The 20,191-nt window shown below is 62.4% G+C and carries 19 protein-coding genes; 7 read left to right on the top strand and 12 right to left on the bottom strand.

Going from position 1 to position 20,191, the window contains the following annotated elements; all coding sequences use genetic code 11:
- Window positions 1-58 precede the first annotated feature (58 nt).
- Window positions 59-907: an undecaprenyl-diphosphate phosphatase gene (locus tag V6657_RS30880; RefSeq protein WP_024979358.1), complete on the top strand. Its 849-nt coding sequence runs from the start codon at window positions 59-61 to the stop codon at window positions 905-907.
- Complete coding sequence (locus tag V6657_RS30875; RefSeq protein ID WP_248694826.1) at window positions 900-1,616, top strand: YdcF family protein; 717 nt, start codon at window positions 900-902, stop codon at window positions 1,614-1,616. The genes V6657_RS30880 and V6657_RS30875 overlap by 8 nt, the downstream gene beginning before the upstream one ends.
- 173 nt (window positions 1,617-1,789) lie before the next feature.
- Here the strand turns inward: V6657_RS30875 and V6657_RS30870 are convergent, their stop codons facing one another.
- The 9 genes from V6657_RS30870 to V6657_RS30830 form a co-directional block, all read right to left on the bottom strand.
- Entirely contained in the window at window positions 1,790-2,128 is a 339-nt protein-coding gene (locus tag V6657_RS30870) for a copper-binding protein (protein WP_024979360.1), read from the bottom strand.
- A gap of 454 nt (window positions 2,129-2,582) precedes the next feature.
- Complete coding sequence (locus tag V6657_RS30865) at window positions 2,583-2,810, bottom strand: hypothetical protein (protein ID WP_024979361.1); 228 nt, start codon at window positions 2,808-2,810, stop codon at window positions 2,583-2,585.
- Between the two features lie 131 nt (window positions 2,811-2,941).
- Entirely contained in the window at window positions 2,942-3,451 is a 510-nt protein-coding gene (locus V6657_RS30860) for a CzcE family metal-binding protein (RefSeq protein ID WP_160169402.1), read from the bottom strand.
- Between the two features lie 118 nt (window positions 3,452-3,569).
- On the bottom strand, window positions 3,570-3,851 hold the full coding sequence (locus V6657_RS30855; protein WP_024979363.1) for a hypothetical protein: 282 nt from the start codon (window positions 3,849-3,851) through the stop codon (window positions 3,570-3,572).
- A 396-nt stretch (window positions 3,852-4,247) separates the two neighbouring features.
- A complete protein-coding gene (locus tag V6657_RS30850) occupies window positions 4,248-4,586 on the bottom strand; it encodes a copper-binding protein (protein ID WP_024979364.1) in 339 nt (112 codons plus the stop codon).
- Window positions 4,583-7,753, bottom strand: a complete 3,171-nt coding sequence (locus V6657_RS30845; RefSeq protein ID WP_024979365.1) for an efflux RND transporter permease subunit — start codon at window positions 7,751-7,753, stop codon at window positions 4,583-4,585. The genes V6657_RS30850 and V6657_RS30845 overlap by 4 nt, the downstream gene beginning before the upstream one ends.
- The gene (locus V6657_RS30840) at window positions 7,750-9,273 is read right to left on the bottom strand and encodes an efflux RND transporter periplasmic adaptor subunit (RefSeq protein WP_024979366.1); all 1,524 of its coding nucleotides are present in this window, start codon (window positions 9,271-9,273) and stop codon (window positions 7,750-7,752) included. The genes V6657_RS30845 and V6657_RS30840 overlap by 4 nt, the downstream gene beginning before the upstream one ends.
- Complete coding sequence (locus V6657_RS30835; protein ID WP_024979367.1) at window positions 9,270-10,571, bottom strand: TolC family protein; 1,302 nt, start codon at window positions 10,569-10,571, stop codon at window positions 9,270-9,272. Before V6657_RS30835 ends, V6657_RS30840 begins: the two co-directional genes overlap by 4 nt.
- A 70-nt stretch (window positions 10,572-10,641) precedes the next feature.
- Window positions 10,642-11,055 (bottom strand): hypothetical protein, encoded by a 414-nt coding sequence (locus V6657_RS30830; RefSeq protein WP_024979368.1) that lies wholly within the window; start codon window positions 11,053-11,055, stop codon window positions 10,642-10,644.
- 248 nt (window positions 11,056-11,303) lie between these two features.
- Between V6657_RS30830 and cueR the strand changes: the two genes are divergently transcribed.
- From cueR to V6657_RS30810, 4 genes are all read left to right on the top strand, one after another.
- The gene (cueR, locus tag V6657_RS30825; protein ID WP_024979369.1) at window positions 11,304-11,732 is read left to right on the top strand and encodes a Cu(I)-responsive transcriptional regulator; all 429 of its coding nucleotides are present in this window, start codon (window positions 11,304-11,306) and stop codon (window positions 11,730-11,732) included.
- 12 nt (window positions 11,733-11,744) lie between these two features.
- The gene (locus V6657_RS30820) at window positions 11,745-14,153 is read left to right on the top strand and encodes a heavy metal translocating P-type ATPase (protein WP_024979370.1); all 2,409 of its coding nucleotides are present in this window, start codon (window positions 11,745-11,747) and stop codon (window positions 14,151-14,153) included.
- A gap of 112 nt (window positions 14,154-14,265) precedes the next feature.
- The gene (locus V6657_RS30815) at window positions 14,266-14,727 is read left to right on the top strand and encodes a hypothetical protein (protein ID WP_338755992.1); all 462 of its coding nucleotides are present in this window, start codon (window positions 14,266-14,268) and stop codon (window positions 14,725-14,727) included.
- Window positions 14,728-14,791: 64 nt separating this feature from the next.
- On the top strand, window positions 14,792-16,735 hold the full coding sequence (locus tag V6657_RS30810) for an integrase arm-type DNA-binding domain-containing protein (protein ID WP_017642575.1): 1,944 nt from the start codon (window positions 14,792-14,794) through the stop codon (window positions 16,733-16,735).
- A gap of 48 nt (window positions 16,736-16,783) precedes the next feature.
- Here the strand turns inward: V6657_RS30810 and V6657_RS30805 are convergent, their stop codons facing one another.
- Window positions 16,784-17,425, bottom strand: a complete 642-nt coding sequence (locus V6657_RS30805; RefSeq protein ID WP_023110687.1) for a substrate-binding domain-containing protein — start codon at window positions 17,423-17,425, stop codon at window positions 16,784-16,786.
- A 110-nt stretch (window positions 17,426-17,535) separates the two neighbouring features.
- Between V6657_RS30805 and V6657_RS30800 the strand changes: the two genes are divergently transcribed.
- Window positions 17,536-17,829 (top strand): helix-turn-helix transcriptional regulator, encoded by a 294-nt coding sequence (locus V6657_RS30800; RefSeq protein WP_003821173.1) that lies wholly within the window; start codon window positions 17,536-17,538, stop codon window positions 17,827-17,829.
- Window positions 17,830-17,855: 26 nt separating this feature from the next.
- Here V6657_RS30800 and V6657_RS30795 read toward each other — a convergent pair whose 3' ends face one another.
- Both V6657_RS30795 and hppD read right to left on the bottom strand, forming a co-directional pair.
- Window positions 17,856-18,749: a LysR family transcriptional regulator gene (locus tag V6657_RS30795; RefSeq protein WP_003821171.1), complete on the bottom strand. Its 894-nt coding sequence runs from the start codon at window positions 18,747-18,749 to the stop codon at window positions 17,856-17,858.
- 320 nt (window positions 18,750-19,069) lie between these two features.
- Window positions 19,070-20,158 (bottom strand): 4-hydroxyphenylpyruvate dioxygenase, encoded by a 1,089-nt coding sequence (gene hppD / locus V6657_RS30790; RefSeq protein ID WP_003821169.1) that lies wholly within the window; start codon window positions 20,156-20,158, stop codon window positions 19,070-19,072.
- Between the last annotated feature and the right edge of the window lie 33 nt (window positions 20,159-20,191).

Here is a 20,191-nt window from a genome sequence, read left to right as displayed (position 1 = left end):
ACCAAGTACTACCCTTTACACCCGTGCTTCAATTTTAGATTACCGCTAAGCCACACAGATGAACTTGCTACAGATTCTTGTCCTTGCCGTCATTCAAGGGGCAGCCGAACTCCTGCCGGTATCTAGCTCGGCCCATGTCATTGCGGCCGAGAAGCTGATGGGGCTGGATCCAACGGCGCCTCAAATGACGCTTTTGCTGGTCATGCTGCATACCGGCACGATGTTCGCGGTCATTGCCTATTTCTGGAAATCGTGGCGCACCACCTATTTCAGTTCAGGGCAGGCATTTCGCACTAACGCCCTGTGCATACTGGTTGCAACGCTCGCAACCGGTATCGTGGGGGTGGCGCTGCTGCAATTCATTAAGCACGTAGTGGTAGCTGATTCATCGAATTTCGAGATCGAACATCTGTTTGGCAACTCGCGTCTGATAGCCGCTGCCTTGGCTGCAGCCGGCCTGTTGATCATTGTGTCTTCCCGTCTCCAGGATCGGGGGATCGATAACCTCACCCTGCGCCAATCGGCATGGATTGGCGCCGTGCAGGGGCTGTGTCTTCCATTTCGCGGTTTCTCTCGTTCGGGAGCCACTATCTCGACCGGGCTTGCCTTAGGTGTGACGCGGCGGCGTGCCGAAGAGTTTAGCTTTGCGTTGGCCGTAGTATTAACCCCAGCAGTGATCGCCAAAGAAGCGTATCGACTCTACAAAGAATACGCAGCTACCACCACAGCAATGCACTCGGATGGACTCTTGCACCTCATGGGGCCAAGCATGATCGGCATGGCGCTGAGCTTCTTGGCAGGTTTGGTTGCGCTGCGGTGGCTGTCACGCTGGCTGGAGCAAGGCCGATGGCATTTCTTCGGCTGTTACTGCTTGTTGGCTTCGCTGTTGGTACTGTGGATTGGCTAACCACGTTTGTCATGTGCTTCTGCCGAATTGGAGCTTTTTCAGAAGGCTTCGATATTCGGCCTTTCGCTATAGCGAGGTCAGCCGGTTGAGTGATGTGAATCGACGCTCCATGTTACTTCGACGCGCCATTGTCATCGGGCCAGCGATGCTGGCCCTCTTGATCGCCATTGGATTCCTCACAGTGGCATGGCAGATTGTCAGTTACGGAGAGCAGTCGTTTAATGCTCCCGTGGATGCGGCTGTTGTTCTTGGCGCTGCAGCATGGGGGAATAGGCCGTCTCCCGTTTATCGGGAGCGGATTAACGAGGCGATTGCACGCTACCAGAACAAGCAGGTGAAATACCTGGTTTTCACCGGCGGGACACCGGGGGCAGGTTATCCCAGCGAAGGCGAGGTCGGCCGCGAGTATGCGATCAAGCACGGTGTTCCACCTGACGCGATCTTGGCGGAGACCACCTCGCGTACGACTTGGCAAAACCTTGTCAATGCAAAGAAATTATTAGACCCACTTGGGATTCGCACGGTTCTGTTGGTCAGCGATCCGCTACATTTGCGAAGAGCAACGGCAATGGCTAACGATCTTGGACTCCAGGCCCTGCCTGGGCCTACGTCCTCTAGCCGTTTCGAATCCTTGACCACTCGAGCGAACTTTCTGTGGCGCGAAATTTGGCTTTATCTCGACTACCTTGTCTTTAAAAAGCCGTCCTGAAAACCCAAATACATCCAGGTACGCCACGCATGACTCAGGGACAGCCACGTTGCTGCGACGGGCCATTGCTTTCCCTGTGGATGCCACGACAAGGCGCTTTCGTGAGCAGCCCACCCGACTGATCCCGCTCAGCCGGGTGGCGCACGACCGTTGGCCCGTACGCCGCCGACGGCTTACTTGCTCCGCAAATCGACGACGGTCGGCTGACCATCGACCGTATCAAAGACCGCCCACACAGCTTGGCCCTCCCTGAAATTCTTCAGCGACGCCTTGTCCTTGACGGAAAACGTCATCGTCATGGCGCCCATGCCGAGGTTGTCGATGGCGCCATGCTTGAGCGTGACCTTGCCGGTGTCGGGGTAGACCTTGCGGACTTCTGCTGAAACGGGCTTGGGTGCTTGCTGAGACTGCGCTGCCGGCTTCATATCCATACCTTCCATCGGCGTGGCGGCAAAGGCTGCGGGGGCGGATGCCAGCATCAGGGCGAATGTAAGAGCGGAAACGTATTTCATCGTGAGACTTCGTCATGAGAGGGTGGTTGGGAAACAGATGTTGTGTCTGGCCGATGGATGTCCGGGTCGCCGCACTCCTGACTCGAGCGCATGCCGCGATTTATGCGACTGGATGCTTCGAAGCGGCCCAGGCTTTACCCAATGGGGGCCGCAGGGCGGTGACTTACTTGCGGCGGCGGCTCGCGGTCTTGCGAGAACGCGTGCGCGCGCGGGCTTGTCCACGCGGATGACCGGTGCCATATCGTCGGCGCAGGTACCAAGCGAATAAACAGATCGCACAAAATGTCAGCGCCACGGCGACCAAGATGGTCACAATGACATTGAGCGGAAGATCGAAGACGGGGGCTCTATTCACAGTGAGTCACACGCATTGCGATTTGCATCGACGGTCGACTGAAAGCCAGGAACGCCTCAGCATCCCTTGCTTCTTCATCATGCAGTTGGCGGGACAGCGTCAGGCCGCTGATGTGTTCCGACCTGTCAGCGCGTTGCGGCCATCGGTGTACGGGTCGCGCGGATCGTTCACCGAGCGTGCGCCGTCGGTGTAGATATCACGCTTGTCTGCGATGTGCGCACCATCGTGGTAGGGGTCTACCTTCTGCGCGGCCATCACCACACCGGCGGTTGCGCCAAGAGACACCAGTACCGTGCTGGCGAGAATGATCTTCTTGATCGTTTGCATGATATTTCTCCAATCGTGCGGATCTGAGTGGGCTGCGTCGCCATCGCTCAGAATCCCGTGTTGCTCATATCCAGTGATGCGGCGCGAAATGCGCCGGCTCCTGAGATTCCGTCAGCTCACCGCGAGTTGATTTAGTGGCCGGCGTACAGGCCGGTGCCGTTTGGATAGGCCCAGACACCCTTGGCGGCAGGAATCTCCGGAAAGAGCGTGCTCAGCTCGACGGCGGAGTTGCCCTGCCGCGCGGCGAAGGTCCATGCGGTTGAGCTCTGACCGAAGTCAAAGCGCACCGTTTCGCCAGCGCGCACGGGAACGGCTTTCATCCCCGGGACGACGACAACCGTGCGCGAGCCTACGGGCATCGCCGCAGCCCGCTCGCCGAACAGCGCGGCGCCCGCATTGCTCGGCTGGCTGTCCGACCGATGCATCATTTGCTGGTGCATCTTGTCTCCTGTTGCAGACATCTGCCCCATCATTGCGCAGTGATCGCGCATCGCTTGATCGCTCGCATCGCCCGCACTCGCAACCCGTTGTTGTTGCGCGGCCTTGCGGGCACTGTTGATGGCGTCCCAGTTTGGGCCTGCAAAGGCGGATGCACTGAGTGCGGCGAAGGTAATAGCGGAAAGAACTTGGATAGCTTTCATGATTGATCCCGAATGTTGACTGTCAGAGGCGCGACACCACATGGCGTGCATTGTTCGCAGCAAGGTGTGCGCATGGTTTCTGCAATTGGCAGCAGCAACTGCTGCCATTCGGGGTCAATCAGAGTCGTAGTCTGGCCGTCTGAAGATAGATCGGCGCAGATACCACCGTGTAGAGCGACAGGGGATGCAAGGCATCGCTGCGCCCCAACATCTCCGGGCGGGGATAGCGAGCTTCCCGCACTGGTGGCCCATCGCCATCGGGTGGATGGCCCTTGTTGTCGGCCCAGAGACGCCCATCGCCAAACGAGTCGGCACACAGCACCAACTGGTCGCCGCCGGCATTCAGGCAGTCGTCGCGCGACACCAGATTCTGGTGCGCCGGCTCGTACACCGATTCCATCGGGCACACATACCCTGCTGCCGCCAGACGGGTGAAAAGTAAGCTGGCCAGGACGACCCAGCCGGCCAATCGGCGGAGGATCCCGCTGCCGGCCCTCATCGGAGCGACCCCGTTTGCAAACCTGCGACGAGGTTGCGGCCGTGGACATCAAACCGGCCGCGCGCATGCCACCGCCCGGCAAAGCCAGCCGGTGTGGGGAGCATGTCCATGACCTGAGTTCTCACGACGGGGATTCCTGTTTGGTAGTCGAAGCGATGACTTCAAGATAAACCTTCCATTCGTGGGAAGGTCAGGGGGTGCATCGAAAATATTCGAAATCCTGCGGCTCATCATTTTTCGAGCCGCTGCGCGTTGAGGCACACTCCCGCGCTCATCAGCGGGAGCGCACTCTGGCATTTACTTGCGCTGAATATCCACCACGGTTGGTTTGCCACCGACCTTATCGAACATGACCGAGACCGACTCGCCTTCCTTGAAGTTCTTCAGCGAAGCGCGGTCCTTGACCGGAAACGCCATGGTCATGGCCGGCATGCCGAGGTTCTCAATCGCAGCATGTTTGAGGGTGACCTTGCCCGCTTGCAGGTCGATCTTCTGGATATCCGCGGCAACCGGGCTCGGCGCCTGCTTGGCGTGGCCCGCCGGCTTCATGTCCATGCCATCCATGGATTCGGCCGCAAATGCCGCCGGTGCAGCAGCGAGAGCAAGCACGATTGCAAAGGTCTTGATGTGTTTCATAGTGATTCCTCTTGATGTGAGGGGTGGGTGGAAAGCGGTGACGATTCCGTCTGCCGACGGCGGATCAGCAGATACACGGCCGGGACGACGAACAGGGACAGCAATGGCGCGGTGACCATGCCGCCAACCATCGGAGCGGCAATGCGCTGCATGATCTCGGAACCTGTGCCGTGCGCCCACATGATCGGAATCAGACCGGCCAGAATGACGGCGACCGTCATGGCCTTCGGGCGCACGCGCAGGACGGCGCCTTCCTGAATGGCTTCCAGCAGCGCCTCGGTTGTGTTGCGGCCGGCTTCCTGTCGCTCCGTCCAAGCCTGTTTGAGATAGAGCAGCATGATCACGCCGAACTCGGCTGCCACCCCGGCCAGCGCGATGAAGCCGACAACCCCGGCCACCGACAGGTTGTAGCCCAGCCCGTAGAGCAGCCAGAAGCCGCCGATCAGCGCCAGCGGCAGCGTGCCCATGATGAGCAGCGCCTCGTCGATGCGGCCAAACACGAGGTACAGCAGCACGAAGATGATGAGCAAGGTGAACGGCACGACCACCTTCAGCTTGGCGCTGGCGCGCTCCAGGTACTCGAACTGGCCGGACCAGCTCAGCGCGTAGCCAGCCGGCATTGGCACCGCTTTGGCCACCGCCGCCTGCATGTCCTGCACCGCCGAGCGCAGGTCGCGCCCCCGAATGTCCACGTACACCCAGCCGGACAAGCGGGCGTTCTCGCTGCGCAACATCGGTGGCCCTTGCACCACCTGGATTCGGGCGACATCAGACAGCGTGATCTGCTGGCCGCGGTCGGTGACGATCGGCAGGCCGCGCAGTTGCTCGACCGAGTCGCGGTAGTCGCGCGGGTAACGCACATTGATCGGGAACCGGGCCAGGCCGTCGACCACTTCACCCACGTTATCCCCGCCCACCGCCGACGACACGATGCTCTGGACATCTTCGATATTGAGGCCATACCGCCCGGCGGCCATCCGGTCGATGTCGACATTGACGTAGCGCCCGCCGGACAGCCGCTCCGCCAGCGCCGAAGTGACACCGGGCACGGTCTTCACCGCCGCCTCGATCTGCGTGGTCAGCCGGTCGATTTCCTTCAAGTCCGTGCCCGCCACCTTGATGCCGACCGGGCTCTTGATGCCGGTGGCCAGCATGTCGATGCGGTTGCGGATGGGCGGCACCCAGATGTTAGACAGGCCCGGCACCTTGACCACGCGGTCCAGCTCTTCGACCAGCTTGTCGGTCGTCAAGCCAGGCCGCCATTGGTCGCGCGGCTTGAATTGAATGGTGGTCTCGAACATCTCGATGGGCGCCGGGTCGGTCGCGGTATCAGCGCGGCCGGCCTTGCCGAACACGGTGGCAACCTCCGGGACGGTCTTGATGAGGCGGTCGGTCTGCTGCAACAGTTGGGCCGCTTTGCCTGCAGACAACCCCGGCAGTGCCGATGGCATGTACAACAGGTCGCCCTCGTCCAGCGGCGGCATGAACTCACCGCCCGTGCGCAGGATCGGCCAGGCCGTGGCCGCAAGCAGCACGGCGGCGATGACAACCGTCGTCTTGGGATACGCCAGCACCCTAGCCAACACCGGTTGATAAAGCCGGATCAGCCAGCGGCTGAGCGGATTCGATTGCTCGGTCGGGATGCGCCCGCGGATCAGGTAACCCATCAGCACCGGCACGAGTGTCACGGACAGCCCCGCGGCAGCGGCCATCGAGTAGGTCTTGGTGAAAGCCAGCGGCGAGAACAGCCGGCCTTCCTGCGCCTCCAGTGTGAACACGGGGATGAACGACAGCGTGATGATCAGCAGCGAGAAGAACAGCGCCGGGCCCACTTCCGCCGCCGACTCGCCGATCACGCTCCAGCGCTCGTGTCCGGTCAGCTCCCGGCCGGGATTGTCCGCATGCCAGTGTTCCAGATGCTTGTGCGCGTTCTCGATCATGACCACGGCTGCGTCGACCATGGCACCGACGGCGATGGCGATGCCGCCCAGCGACATGATGTTGGCATTGACGCCCTGATAGCGCATCACCAGGAAGGCGGCGAGCACGCCCAGCGGCAGCGAAACGATCGCGACCAGCGCCGAGCGCAAGTGGAACAGGAACACCAGGCACACGAGCGCGACGACGATGAACTCCTCGATCAGCTTGTGCGTCAGGTTCTCTACCGCGCGGTTAATCAACTCGGAACGATCGTAGGTCGGCACGATCTCGACGCCGGCAGGCAGGCTCTTCTGCAGCGTGGCGAGCTTGGCCTTGACGGCTTCGATGGTTTCTAATGCGTTCTTGCCGGAGCGCATCACGATGACGCCGCCGGCGACTTCACCCTGGCCATCGAGATCAGCAATACCGCGGCGCATCTCTGGCCCGAGCTGGACGGTCGCGACATCGCCCAGGCGAACGGCGATGCCTGCATCGCTTGTCGTCAGTGGAATCTGGCGGAAGTCATCGAGCGTCTTCAAGTAGCCGCTTGCGCGAACCATGTACTCCGCCTCGCCCAGTTCCAGCACCGAGCCGCCGGTCTCCTGGTTGGCGCCCTTGAGCGCCGCCAGCACCTTGGCTTGGGACAGGTTGTAGGCGCGTAACCGGTCCGGCATCAGGACGACCTGGAACTGCTTGACCATCCCACCAAGCGATGCCACCTCGGCCACATTAGGCAGCGATTTGAGCTCGAAGCGCAGGAACCAGTCCTGCAGTGCGCGCAATTGGCTGAGGTCGTGCTGGCCGGTCTTGTCCACCAGTGCGTACTCGTAGATCCAGCCCACGCCGGTCGCGTCCGGGCCCAGCGCCGGCTTGGCGGCGGCCGGCAGGCGGGATTGCACTTGGTTCAGGTATTCCAGCACGCGTGAGCGGGCCCAATACAGGTCCGTGCCATCCTCGAACAACACGTAGACGAAGGAATCTCCGAAGAACGAATAGCCGCGCACCGTCTTGGCGCCGGGCACCGACAGCATGGTGGTGGTCAGCGGATAGGTGACCTGGTTCTCCACGATCTGTGGCGCCTGACCGGGGAATGGCGTGCGGATGATGACCTGCACGTCTGAAAGATCGGGCAGCGCATCGAGCGGCGTGCTACGCACGGCCCACAATCCCCACGCGGTCAGCATCAGCGTCGCCAGCAGGATCAGGAAGCGGTTGCGGATGGACGCCAGAATCAGCCGGGCGATCATGGCTTGCCTCCCTGATCCGTGCTGGCGGACGCGACCGAGGACAGGACCGCCATGCCATCCTTGTCTAGGTGGAAGCGGAACCGCACCCGGTCGCCCGACTTCAGGCCTTTTGGCAGACCTGCCGGCGGCGCCGCGAAGTCCATCGTCATGGCGCCCCACTGGATCGACGGAATCGGCCCGTGCGAGATCGTCAGGCCTCCACCCGTGACGGCCTCGATGCGGCCGACGCCTTCGTGCTCGGTGGTGGCTGCTGCGGGCGCGGAGGCCGCAGCCGGTGCCGCCATGCGCTCGGTGGTGCCGCGCAGGCTGGCTTCCGAATCGATCAGGAACTGGCCGGAGGTGACCACTTTCTGACCAGCCTTGAGGCCCGCCAGGATTTCGACCATGCCGGCGGCCTCGCGGCCGGTCTTGATCTCCGTGGCCACAAAGCCGGCCTGGCCTTCATCGACCATGACAATGCTGCGCTGACCAGTACGGATGACGGCCTCCAACGGGATGGTAAGCACGTCCTGCTGCTCGCCACTGTCGAAGCGGACCGTGGCAAACATGCCCGGCAACAGGTGTCGGCCCTTGTTGGGCAGGACAATGCGCACCTTGATGGTCCGCGTTGCCGGGTTGACGTCGGGCAACACGGTGTCGACCTTGCCGATCAGCGGCTCGGCTGCCCCGGTCGGCAGCACCTTGACCGCCAGGCCGGGCGAGATGGTGCGAGCCTGGCCTTCCGGCACCTCGGCAACCACCCAGACCTGGCTCAAGTCGGCCAGGCGGAACAGCGTCATGCCGGGGGAGACCGTCATCCCGTCACGCACCGCGACCTCGGTCACGATGCCATCGATGGGGCTCGCGATACCCACGCTGGGCTGCAGCCGGCCGGATGCCTCGACCGCACTGACCTGGCCCGGCGTCATGCCGGCCTGCAGCATGCGCGCCTTGGCCGCACCGGCGAGATCGGCCTGACCGTGTGCCGACTGACGCAACACAGCCAGATACTCTTCCTGCGCCGCCACCCAGTCCGGCGAATACAGCGTCACCAGTGCCTGCCCACGCCGCACGGGGTCAAGCGTCGCCCTGACCGCGACGTGCTGGACGAAGGCGTTTGTGCGCGCCTGGATTACTTGCACGCTGCGCTCGTCGATGGCGATGTTGCCGGGCGCCTCCAGTACCGCGCTCAACCGGCCGGCTTTGACTTCGGCCGTGCGGATGCCGAGGTTTTGCGCGACACGGCTATCGACCGTGATGCCGCTGGCACCGCTATCCCCGTCCGCATAGACCGGCACCAACTGCATGTCCATGAAAGGGGATTTGCCCGGCTTGTCGAAACGTTGCCCGGGCACCATGGGGTCGTGCCAGTACAGCACCTTCTTTCCGGTCTTGGGATCGATGCCGCCGGATGCCGTGCTGGCCGGCATCGACGATGGTGCCGACCGGGCACCCTGCGTGACGCCGACCCGGTAGGCGCCATAGATCGCGGTCCCGACAAGAACGAGCCCCACAGCCGTGGCGATGATCTGTTTTTTCATTTGCGTTCCTTGATGGCGGACTCGGTCTGCGCGGTGGGCAGCGGAACTAGGAAGGTCAGGTCCGCCCACAGCTTGGCCGTCTTGGCTTCCAGTGCGAGTCGCTCCAATTCCGTGTCGATGGCGCGATGATTGGCTTCAGCCACGGCCAGCAGCGATCCGGTATTGGCCCGATACGCCGTCAAGGCCGCCTCCGCCTGTGCGTTGGCGAGCGGCAAGGTTTGTTGGTCGTAGCGCTTGAGCCGTTCGGTATTGCGCTGCAACTCGGCCAGCTTGGCGCCGACCATGGCCTGGGTATCGCGCCGGATGATTTCGGACTTGGCGCGCGCTGCCTGGGCCTGCGCCAGCCTAGCCGCGACTTCGCGGTCCTGCCGGTTGCCCTGGTCCCAAGGCAGCGGAAAGCTGATGTTCACGGAACCCATGTTTGAGAACGCAGAGCCGCGCTGGCTATACATGAACTCGACCGTGACATCCGGCTTCTTGGCTTGCGCAGCGGCCCGGATCTCGCTCTCTGCTAGCCCTACCTCACGCTGCGCGGCGGTGATCTCAGGCACGGTATCCAACTCACCGCGCGCCAACCGCTCGACCGGCGGGGGAACGTCCAGGCGCGGCGGCTCGGAGAGCGGGCGGGTGGCGGCCGGGCCGATCCAGCGTTCCAGTGCCACGGCACTGGCCGTCACGGCGGCGCGGTTTTCGTCCAGGCGGTCCTGCAGTTTCTGGATTTCCAGTTCCATCGCCAGCACGTCGGCGCGCGTGCCCCGTCCACTGCGATACGCGGCGGTTGCCGCTTGCAACGCGAGTTCCAGTGGATGTCCATGGTGGCCCAGCAAGGCCCCCGTTTGCTCGGCATACCAGCGGTCCAGCCATGCGCCGACGGCGTTGCGCTGCACGTTGGCCAAGGCGACCGCGCGCTGCGCTTCGGCGGCGTCGGCTTCCGCTTCGAAGCGTGCCGCCTTGGCGCGGCGCTTGTCCGCACGCGTGAATTCCTGCATCACGCTGATGGAGCGCATGGTCATGAAATCCCGGCTGACCGAGAACTGGTCCGGGCCATTGACCGGCACGTTGTTGATGCCGAGCTTGAGTACGGGGTCCGGCAACTGGCCGGCGGCGACCGCCATTTGGGTCGCGGCGTCGATGGTGCCGCGCGAGGATTCGGCGTCGCCGGCATGCACGGTGGCAAGCGCAACGGTTTCCTCAACAGAAAGCGGAGGAACAGATTGCGAGGTCGCGGCATGCGACATCGCGATGCCGAAGGCAGGCGCGCAAAGCAACGCCAGCGTCAGGCGACGTGGAAAAAGCATAAAGCCTCCATGAACGACGACAGCTACCCCAGTCTAGAGAGGGCAGCACCGGATGACGTCGATCTGAAGGCTACGTTTGGAAACTGCAGTGAAGAATGGCCAGTGGCGGCGGTGGCGCGCGCGCTGTCACTTGAGCGCGCAGCACGGTGCGGAGATTGGCAAAAGCCACGGTGGCCGGTTCGATGACGCCCGTCAGCACCGGCAAGAATACCGGCAGTTGCGGTGCGACATGGTCGGCGCTCTTGGAGTCAGCCTGGCAGTGAGCCTGGCAAAGCGCGCCGTTGTCCATGTCCTGGCTGCTGCCCTGATCGGTCCCGCTGGCCATGTCGGCGCAGGATTCGGTCGGGGCGGCCTTCATGTTGTCGCTGCCCACTTGGTATCGGCTGCCGGCACAAGCGTACGCCGCCGCTGCCAGTTGGACTGACAGGAAGACCAGCAGGAGGATGCCAGCGAAGAAAGGATGCCGGCGCAGCGTGTGACGCAAGGGTTCTTTGCAGTGGCAGGATTTTCGCAAGGATACCGTGTTTTGCTCGCAATGCAACTGCGCGGAAAACAGGATCAGACGCCCGCATGGGCGTCGGGCAAAAGGACGATTGCGACGTCCTTGACCTTCCCACTTGGGAAGGGTGTACCGTGAAATCGTGAAGATTTGGGCACGCGCCGGTTCCGTGAAAGATGCCACGAACACCGGATACCGAAGGTGCCATGCGCACAGGAAGCGAGGAGCACGCCATGAATATCGGACAAGCCGCGAGCGTCTCCGGCGTCTCGGCCAAGATGATCCGCTACTACGAAAGTATTGGCCTGGTCGCTTCGGCTGCCCGGAGCGAGGGCAACTACCGGATGTATCGTGAAATCGACATCCACACCCTGCGCTTCATCGGGCGTGCGCGGGCCTTGGGTTTCTCCATGGAGCAGATTCGAGAGCTGCTCGGGTTGTGGCAAAACAAGCGGCGCGCGAGCGTGGCGGTGAAGGCCATCGCGTTGCAGCGCATTCAGGAACTGGACGCCCGGATTGCCGCGGTCAGCGGCATGCGGGACACCCTGCTGTATCTGGCGCAGCATTGTGATGGCGACGATCGACCTGCTTGCCCGATCTTGGAGGCGATCAGCAGCGCAGCCCCACGGCAATTGCCCGCACCGCAGGCCACAAGGCATTGAGGCTGCGCGAAAATGAGCAACCAACAACCGCATCCGCATATGTCATCCGCCGCGCCCGGGCACGACGGCGAGCCGGAACGTGCACAAGCTGGAGGCCACCCGCATGCCACGGCGACGCGACTGACGCTCGTGACCGCCACGGAGGAACGGGACCCGGTGTGCGGTATGACGGTCAAGCCCAATACGCCGTACCAGTCAAGCTACGCGGGGACCCGATACAGCTTCTGTGGTGCAGCATGTCAGCGGAAGTTCGAGGCGGACCCCACGCGGTACACGCATCCACATGTCGCCTCCGCTGTGGACGATGCCAACGCGGCGCCGGACACCGTTTACACCTGCCCCATGCACCCCGAGATCCGCCAGGATCATCCCGGGAGTTGCCCGAAGTGCGGCATGGCGCTTGAGCCGGCGATGCCGAGTCTTGAAGCGGATGAGAATCCCGAACTCGCGGCGTTCCGCCGGCGCTTCTGGTGGAGCTTGCCGCTGACGATCGCTGTCGTAGCGCTGGTAATGCTGGGGGGGCGTGTCGCTGGCGTGGCCCCGGCGGCGCAAGGCTGGGTGGAGTTTGCCTTGTCCGCGCCCGTAGTCTTGTGGGCCGGCTTCCCCATCTATGCCCGGTGCCTGCAATCGTTCCGCAACCGCAGCCCGAACATGTGGACTCTGATCGGGCTGGGCACCGGTGCGGCCTTCATATACAGCGTTGCGGCCACTGTTGCGCCCGAGCTGTTTCCCCGCAGCTTTGTTGTGCATGGCCGCATTGCGGTCTACTTCGAAGCCGCCGCCGTCATCATTTCACTGACGCTGCTGGGCCAGATCTTCGAATTGAAGGCACGTTCGCAGACTTCGGCCGCCATCAAGTCGCTGCTCGGTCTGGCGCCAAAAACGGCGCGCCGCCTCAATCCTGACGGCAGCGAAGAGGATATCCCGCTCACGCACGTACATGTCGGCGACCTGCTGCGGATTCGCCCCGGCGAAAAGGTGCCAACCGATGGCATCGTGACCGAAGGAGCAAGCGCCATCGACGAATCGATGATCACCGGCGAGCCGTTGCCTGTTTCCAAGCATGCTGGCGACCATGTGATCGGCGCCACACTCAATACGTCGGGCAGCCTGGTCATGCGTTCGGAAAAGGTCGGCGCACAGACAGTGCTGTCGCAGATCGTGCAGATGGTGGCCCAGGCCCAGCGCTCGAAGGCGCCCATGCAGCGCATGGCGGACCAGGTGGCGGGGGTATTCGTACTGGTGGTGGTAGCGATTGCCGTGCTTGCCTTCTTCGGCTGGGGATTTTTCGGCCCCGAGCCGAGCTGGGTCTTTGGACTGGTCAATGCCGTGGCCGTGTTGATCATCGCCTGTCCATGCGCGCTGGGGCTGGCTACGCCAATGTCGATCATGGTGGCGAGCGGCAAGGCCGCGACCCAGGGCATCCTGTTCCGGGATGCGGCGGCCATCGAGCATTTCCGCAAGGTTGACACTCTCATCGTCGACAAGACCGGCACGTTGACCGAGGGCCGTCCGGTCTTCGAGCGGGCATTGGCCGTCGATTCGCTCGATGAGACCACGGTGCTTCGTCTGGCGGCGAGTCTCGATCAGGGCAGCGAACACCCGCTGGCAGCCACCATTGTTGCGGCGGCGCGTGAGCGTGGCCTGACGTTAGGCAAGGCCGAACATTTCGCATCGGACGCGGGTATGGGCGTGCGGGGCCGGGTTGACGGTCACCAACTGATACTCGGCAATGCCTCCCTGATGCGTCGGGAGCAAGTCGCCATTGAATCACATGCGTTGCGGGCAAATGTGCTTGGTCAGTACGGCGCCAGTGTCATGTACCTGGCCGTTGACCGGAAATTGGCGGGGCTGCTGACGGTCTCGGACCCGGTCAAGGCCAGCACTCCCGAAGCGCTTGCGGCGCTCAAAGCGGCCGGGATTCGCGTGGTGATGGCAAGTGGCGACAGCATCGCGACAGCGCGAGCCGTGGCCGGCCCTCTTGGCATTAACGAGGTTCACGGCGAGGTCAAACCGGCTGACAAGCTGGCACTGGTCGCAAAACTCCAGAGCGAGGGCCACGTAGTGGCCATGGCTGGCGACGGCATCAACGATGCACCGGCACTGGCCAAAGCCGACGTCGGCATCGCCATGGGGACTGGAACCGATGTGGCGATGCACAGCGCCCAGGTCACGCTGGTCAAGGGCGACCTGCGCGGCCTTGCACGCGCGCGGGAACTGTCGCAAGCCACGATTGCCAATATGAAACAGAACCTGGGATTTGCGTTCGTCTACAACGCGCTGGGCATCCCACTGGCCGCAGGGGCGCTGTACCCGTTCACGGGGTGGCTGCTGTCACCGATGATTGCGGCCTTGGCCATGAGCTTGAGCTCGGTGTCGGTGATCTCCAATGCGCTTCGATTGAGGACACAAGTGCCTTAGGCGCAGCATTTTGGATGAACATCATGTCCACCGCCTACCGGCCTCCATTCGCGCCCGTCTTGTGGTCAAGTTTTGGCAGGCCTAGACTGAACGCACCTGTTTGCAGGGATACATGAAGCATCGCCATTCCCCCCTCGCGCAGTTGCTTGCGCTCGCGTTGCTCGCGACGGTGTTGTTCACGCGCGTGGCGATTGCGGGATACGTTTGCCCGCCCGAGGCAGGGGCCATAGTGGACGCCTCGGCGATGGCTGTTTCCGTCGTGAACTGCCAGGACATGGACGATGCGCAGCCTGCGCTCTGCGCGGACCATCGGCACGATGGCCGCCATTGGGCGGATGCCAACGGCCATGCGCCTGATCTTGGCATGCTGCCCGCCGCAATCGGGCTCGTGCATGTTCTTCCTCCCGCTCCAAATTATGATCTGCAGACTTCTACTGACGTCTGTAAGTCATTGAAAAAAGGGGCTTCGGCCCCTTTTTCCATTCCAGCGAGCGCCACGGAAATCCACCCACAGCTACCGTTTTTGAGTGACCAATTGAGGCACAAGAATACGGGTGGGACGGCTACCGGATAGTTGCTGGGGCTGAGCGGGAACCATGACGAGCATAGGGCCTAAGTCATTACTTAGGAGCCTCGAAATGGCACTCTCTGATCTGACCGTCCGGCAGGCAAGAACCACCGGAAAACGCTACACCCTCTCCGATAATGACTGCCTGGGCCTGATGGTCTCTGCTGCAGGCGGTAAGTCGTGGATGTTTCGCTACTACTGGCTGGGCAAGCAAAAACGTATGTCCCTGGGCGGATATCCTGCCCTCAGCTTGCGCGAGGCCCGCGCCGAGCGGGATAAGGCCCAAGCCCTGCTTGCCAGGGGGGTTGATCCGCAAATCGAGCGTGACCAGCGCCGGCACGCGGCCAAATTGGCGGGTGAATACACCTTTAGGAACGTTTTTGATGCCTGGGTCGAGCATCGCCGCAAGGAACTCAAGGAAGGCCGCCAGAGCACCCTGTCGCAGATTCTGCGCATCTTCAACAAGGACGTGCTGCCCGCCTTAGGGAAGATGTCGATCTACGACATTCGCCGCCCTCAGCTCCTGGGAGTTCTGGCGGCGATCGAGAAGCGCAAAGCGTTCACCACCGCCGAGAAGGTTCGCACCTGGTTCAACCAGATGTTCCGCTATGCCTTGGTCGTTGCCGAGGGCTTGGAGGTCAACCCTGCTGCTGACCTGGATGTGGTGGCCGAACCCAAGCCCCCGGTGACCCACAATCCCTATCTGCACCTGCCCGAGATGCCCGAGTTCCTTCAGAAGCTTCGGCTCTACACCCCCCGCGGCTGGCAGACCCAGCTTGGTGTGCGGCTGCTGTTGTTAACTGGGGTGCGGACGGGCGAATTGCGGCTGGCCGAGCCTGAGCAGTTCGACCTCGACCGCGGCTTGTGGATCATCCCGCCACAATTCGTCAAGCAGCTCCAGGACGAAATGCGCAAGGCCGGTAAGCGGCCGCAGGACGTGCCGCCCTACATCGTGCCCCTCTCTCTGCAGGCCATCGAGATCGTGCGCTATCTTCTGAGCGCGATGCGGCCGGCGCAGAAGTACTTGTTGGCTCATACCAGCGAACTCAAGAAGCGCATCAGCGAAAATACGCTGAACAAGGCCTTGCAGCTCATGGGTTACGAGGGGCGCCTGACCGGGCACGGCATCCGCGGCACCATCTCGACGGCGCTCAACGAAATCGGCTATCCGAAAATTTGGGTGGATGCACAGCTATCGCACTCCGACCCCAACAAGGTCAGCTCGGCCTACAACCACGCCAAATACGTGGAGCCGAGGCGCCGGATGATGCAGGACTGGGCCGATCGCCTCGACCTGCTCGAACAGGGCGAGGTAGAAGCTGCGAGCGCACACCTGACCATCCGCATCGATGGGGTGCCTGCGATGGCAGAAGTGGAAGAGGCGGTGGGTGCGGCCCCCATCGTGGCCGAGCCCCCTGTGCCCGGCGTGCAGTCCCTTGTCGCAACGCCCATTGTCGTCACTTCGAGCAGCGGCGGAATCACGTTCCGGAGACTGTCGCATCTGCCGCCGCCTCCGGTGCATGTCCCAGAGCCGGAAGTGTCCGCGATCCAGCGCGAGCGCGAGGAAATGCTGGCTATCTATGAGTCGCCGAACAGCCTGCCGGTCCCGTTGTTCGGCAAGCTGGCCGGGAAGTCCAAGGACCAGATCAACCGCGAACTGAAAGCCGGAAAGTTGCTGGCTATCAGCCTTGGCAATCGGGGACAGCGTGTTCCGGACTGGCAACTGGTGCCGCTCAAACACAGGCTGGCCCAGGTGCTCATGAACCAGTGCCCGCACGCGGATTCTTGGGGACTTTACCGCATGCTGACCCAGCCGCACCCTGACCTGGGCGATCGCGCCGCCATCGATGCGGTCACGCCGACCAACGTGCCGGCGATCGTACGGGTCATCATGGGCGACTACCAGCATCACGAGGATGTGCCCAAGGCCGTCGCCCCGCAGCCCGTCCCGGAAGATGTGCGGCAGAGCGTTCGTAGGCTAGTGGACAGCGCTGTGGTGATCGAGGGAACCTAATCCACGGGTCAGCCTATGGCCGGGATGACGCTTCCGGCCGTAGGCCCATCACCTTGCACCTTCCCCAGCAATCTGTAGCGCTCTACGCTCGAACCGCTTGGCAGCAGAATCGGCTTGCGCGTGGGGCCGTTGGAGGTACGTCACGATATTGTAGGGGCCATCGGCGAGCGGTCGCATGCCGATCCCCCATTGATGGGCACGCTCGATGCGCGATTGCGCGCATACGCCGATGCCGTAGCCGGATGAGACCCACAGCGCCATCATCTCGAATGAAGTTGCAGACAGGATGTTCTCTTGGTCCACTGGCATGAGGGAGGCCAACCTCTCGTCCAGCAAGGGGCAAGCCTCCACCCGCCAGCGATAGATTGGATAATCCTGAAGATCTGAGATGGTGAGCTTCGCCTGGTTAACTAAGCGGGACCGCGGTGGTATCGCAACGGCCATGCTTTCGCACCATAGCCTCCGGCTACTCGTCAGGTGATCCCCCGCACCGCTAAGAGATAGTCCCGCGTCGTAGCGGCCCTCCTGCAGGCCCGTCATCAACTCTTGATCCGAAACTTCACGCACGGCCATCGCGACGCCCGGCTCCTGCGCTCGCTGCAGTGCAAGCAGCGCCGACAGCCGTGAAGACGGTACACCTGGCGCTATGGCGAGTGTGAAATTCGGGGGCGGACTGATGACGTCATGCATGGATACCCCCAAAGAGGCGGCGGGAGGGGATCGAAAAGATCTACCGACATCATACTAAAGAGATATCTTTAACGTGGTTAAAGATCAGTGATTCCATGACGCTTCTGCGAATGCAGAAGCGCACTATTCGGCCTGGACGGCCCGCCGGAGTAACCACCTATGAGTCCGCACCGGCGTTGGCGTTCGGGCAAGCGGTGCGAGCCGCTCGCCTGGATCAGGGGATTGCTCAGGATGAGTTCGCGGGCTTGGCGGGGATCGCGCGTTCGCACATGGGCAAGATTGAGCGCGGCGAGCACATGCCGACACTCGCTCTCATTCTAAAAATTTCCCTGGCTCTCAAGATCAGCTCGGCCGAACTGATGACGGCCACGGAGCGCAACCTCTACCTTCAGGGCGATGCGTGACGCCGGGTGTGGCGCAGGCGCCGTAGCTAATCGCTCTTTGGCGAACGCAAACGCTCGATGAAGCGCTCTACGGGAACGGATAGTCCGCTACCGCCTTCGGGCCGAAGCAGGTAGGTGATGATGACGGCCGAATCGAGCGCCAACGGCCGGATCACCACGTCGGGACGTTGGCATACCGCGATTCGGGTCGCCGTTGCGAAGCCGATGCCGTAACCAGCTCCGACCAACGTGAGCATCATGTCCAGCGACGAGACATGCTCAACGATGGTGGACTCGCGCTCCAGGGGATGTAGCAGCCGGGTCAATTCGCGGCAGTAGCCCTCGCAAAGCTGCGGATCGCACATCACCAGCGGGTAACTCACGAGTTCACGTAGCGACACTTCCTTGTGGGCCAGCAACGGGTGCCGGATCGGCAAGGTCACCACCAGCGGGTCCTGCCAGATGGGCTCCGTCACCAGTCCGTCGCCGACGTCCGCAGTGTGTGCGAAACCGATCGCGAAGTCGCCGGATCGCAGCCCCCGCAACTGTTCCGCCAGGGTGACCTCGGAGAGCCGTATTTCGATCTCCGGCTCCTCCTGGCGGCACAGGGCAAGAAGTGCAGACAGCCGCGGGTCGATGGCGCCATCGGAGATGGCGATGCGCACGCTGCCTCTTAGGCCTGCGGCGATCGCCCTGACGTTTTCTCGTGCCTGCTCCAGGTTGGTGAACAGCCGGCGAATGTCCTGAAGGAAGGTGGTACCCGCTGGCGTCAACCGCGTTCCCCGCCGATCGCGGTCAAAGAGCAGCACCCCCAGTTCGTCTTCCAATTCCTTGATCGTGCGGGACAGCGGCGGCTGCTCGATGTGCAAGCGCTCCGCAGCACGGGTGAAATGCAGCTCTTCGGCGAGAGCCACGAAGCAGCGCAAATGACGAAGTTCCATGGGCACGTCCTTCAGCAATCCTGGTCATTGGGTTGGCCACGGCGCATTGCTGCCGAAGTGCGCTTAGAGGGGGCGAGGTAGTGCTGGGTCCCTCTTCAGGGCGAGGAAAAAGGCCATCGGTGTATCTGAATAAGAATACATATGTTCATGTATTAACTCAAGTCAAGAGTGGTAGCAACTGTTTCGGAACGTGACGCCGAACCCAACCCGCTCAATGCTTGAGCGGCTAAGGCCGTACTGACGCCAAAGTAGCGCGAGCCCACAGAGGGGCTCGCGAGATGTAGGACCGAAGGCGCTCTGCCTTCATGGAAAAGCCCAAATCAGGCCGGGTTGATTTCCAACGAGCCACGGTTGATCTGGTCGCGTTCCATCGACTCGAACAAGGCGCCGAAGTTTCCTTCGCCGAAGCCCTCGCGGTAGTTGCCCTTGCGCTCGATGAACTCGAAGAACACCGGGCCAAGCAGCGGCTCGGAGAATATCTGCAGCAGCAGGCGGGGCTGGCCGCCTTCGGTCGTGCCGTCGAGCAGAATGCCGCGCGCCTGCAACTCGGGCACGGGCTGGCCATGGCCGGGCAGGCGCTTTTCCAAGTTTGCGTAATAGATGTCGTTGGGGGCGGTCAGCAGCGGGATACCGGCCATCTGCACGCGGTCGAGCGCATCGAGTAGGTTGTCGCACAGCAGGGCGATGTGCTGGATGCCCTCGCCGCTGAACTGCATCAAGAATTCCTCAATCTGGCCGCCGCCCTGGCGTGCTTCCTCGTTCAGCGGGATGCGGATCAGGCCGTCCGGCGCGCTCATCGCCTTGGAAGCCAGGCCGGTGTACTCGCCGTTGATGTCGAAGTAGCGGATCTCCTGGAAGTTGAAGAACTTCGTGTAGAAGTCGGCCCAGTACGTCATGCGGCCGCGATAGACGTTGTGTGTGAGGTGATCGACGATCGAGAAGCCGTGGCCTTTGGGACGGCGATCCACACCGGGTAGGAATTCGAAGTCGATGTCGTAGATGGACTTGCCGTCCTCGAAGCGATCGATCAGGTACAGCGGCGCGCCGCCGATGCCCTTGATCGCCGGTAGGCGCAACTCCATCGGGCCAGTGGGAATGTCCATCGGCTGCGCGCCCAGCTCCAGCGCGCGGTGGTAGGCCTTGTGCGAATCCTTGACGCGGAACGCCAGCCCGCAGGGGCTGGGGCCGTGCTCGCCCGCGAAATACGCCGCCTGGCTTTTAGGCTCGCGGTTGACGATGAAGTTGATGTCGCCCTGGCGGTAGAGCGATACGTCCTTGGAGCGATGCCGGGCCACCTCGGTGAAGCCGAGCTTCTCGAACAGCGGCTCCAGCACGCCGGGCGTCGGCGAGGCGAACTCGACGAATTCAAAGCCGCACAGGCCCATCGGGTTGTCAAAAAGGTCGGTCATCAGGGGTGTCTCTCTTGGGTTTGGGGTGGAAAT

This window comes from Ralstonia sp. RRA, assembly GCF_037023145.1.
Taxonomy (GTDB): Bacteria; Pseudomonadota; Gammaproteobacteria; order Burkholderiales; family Burkholderiaceae; genus Ralstonia.
Note: the sequence above shows the minus strand (reverse complement) of the source record. Positions and strands in the feature narration are given on the sequence as shown.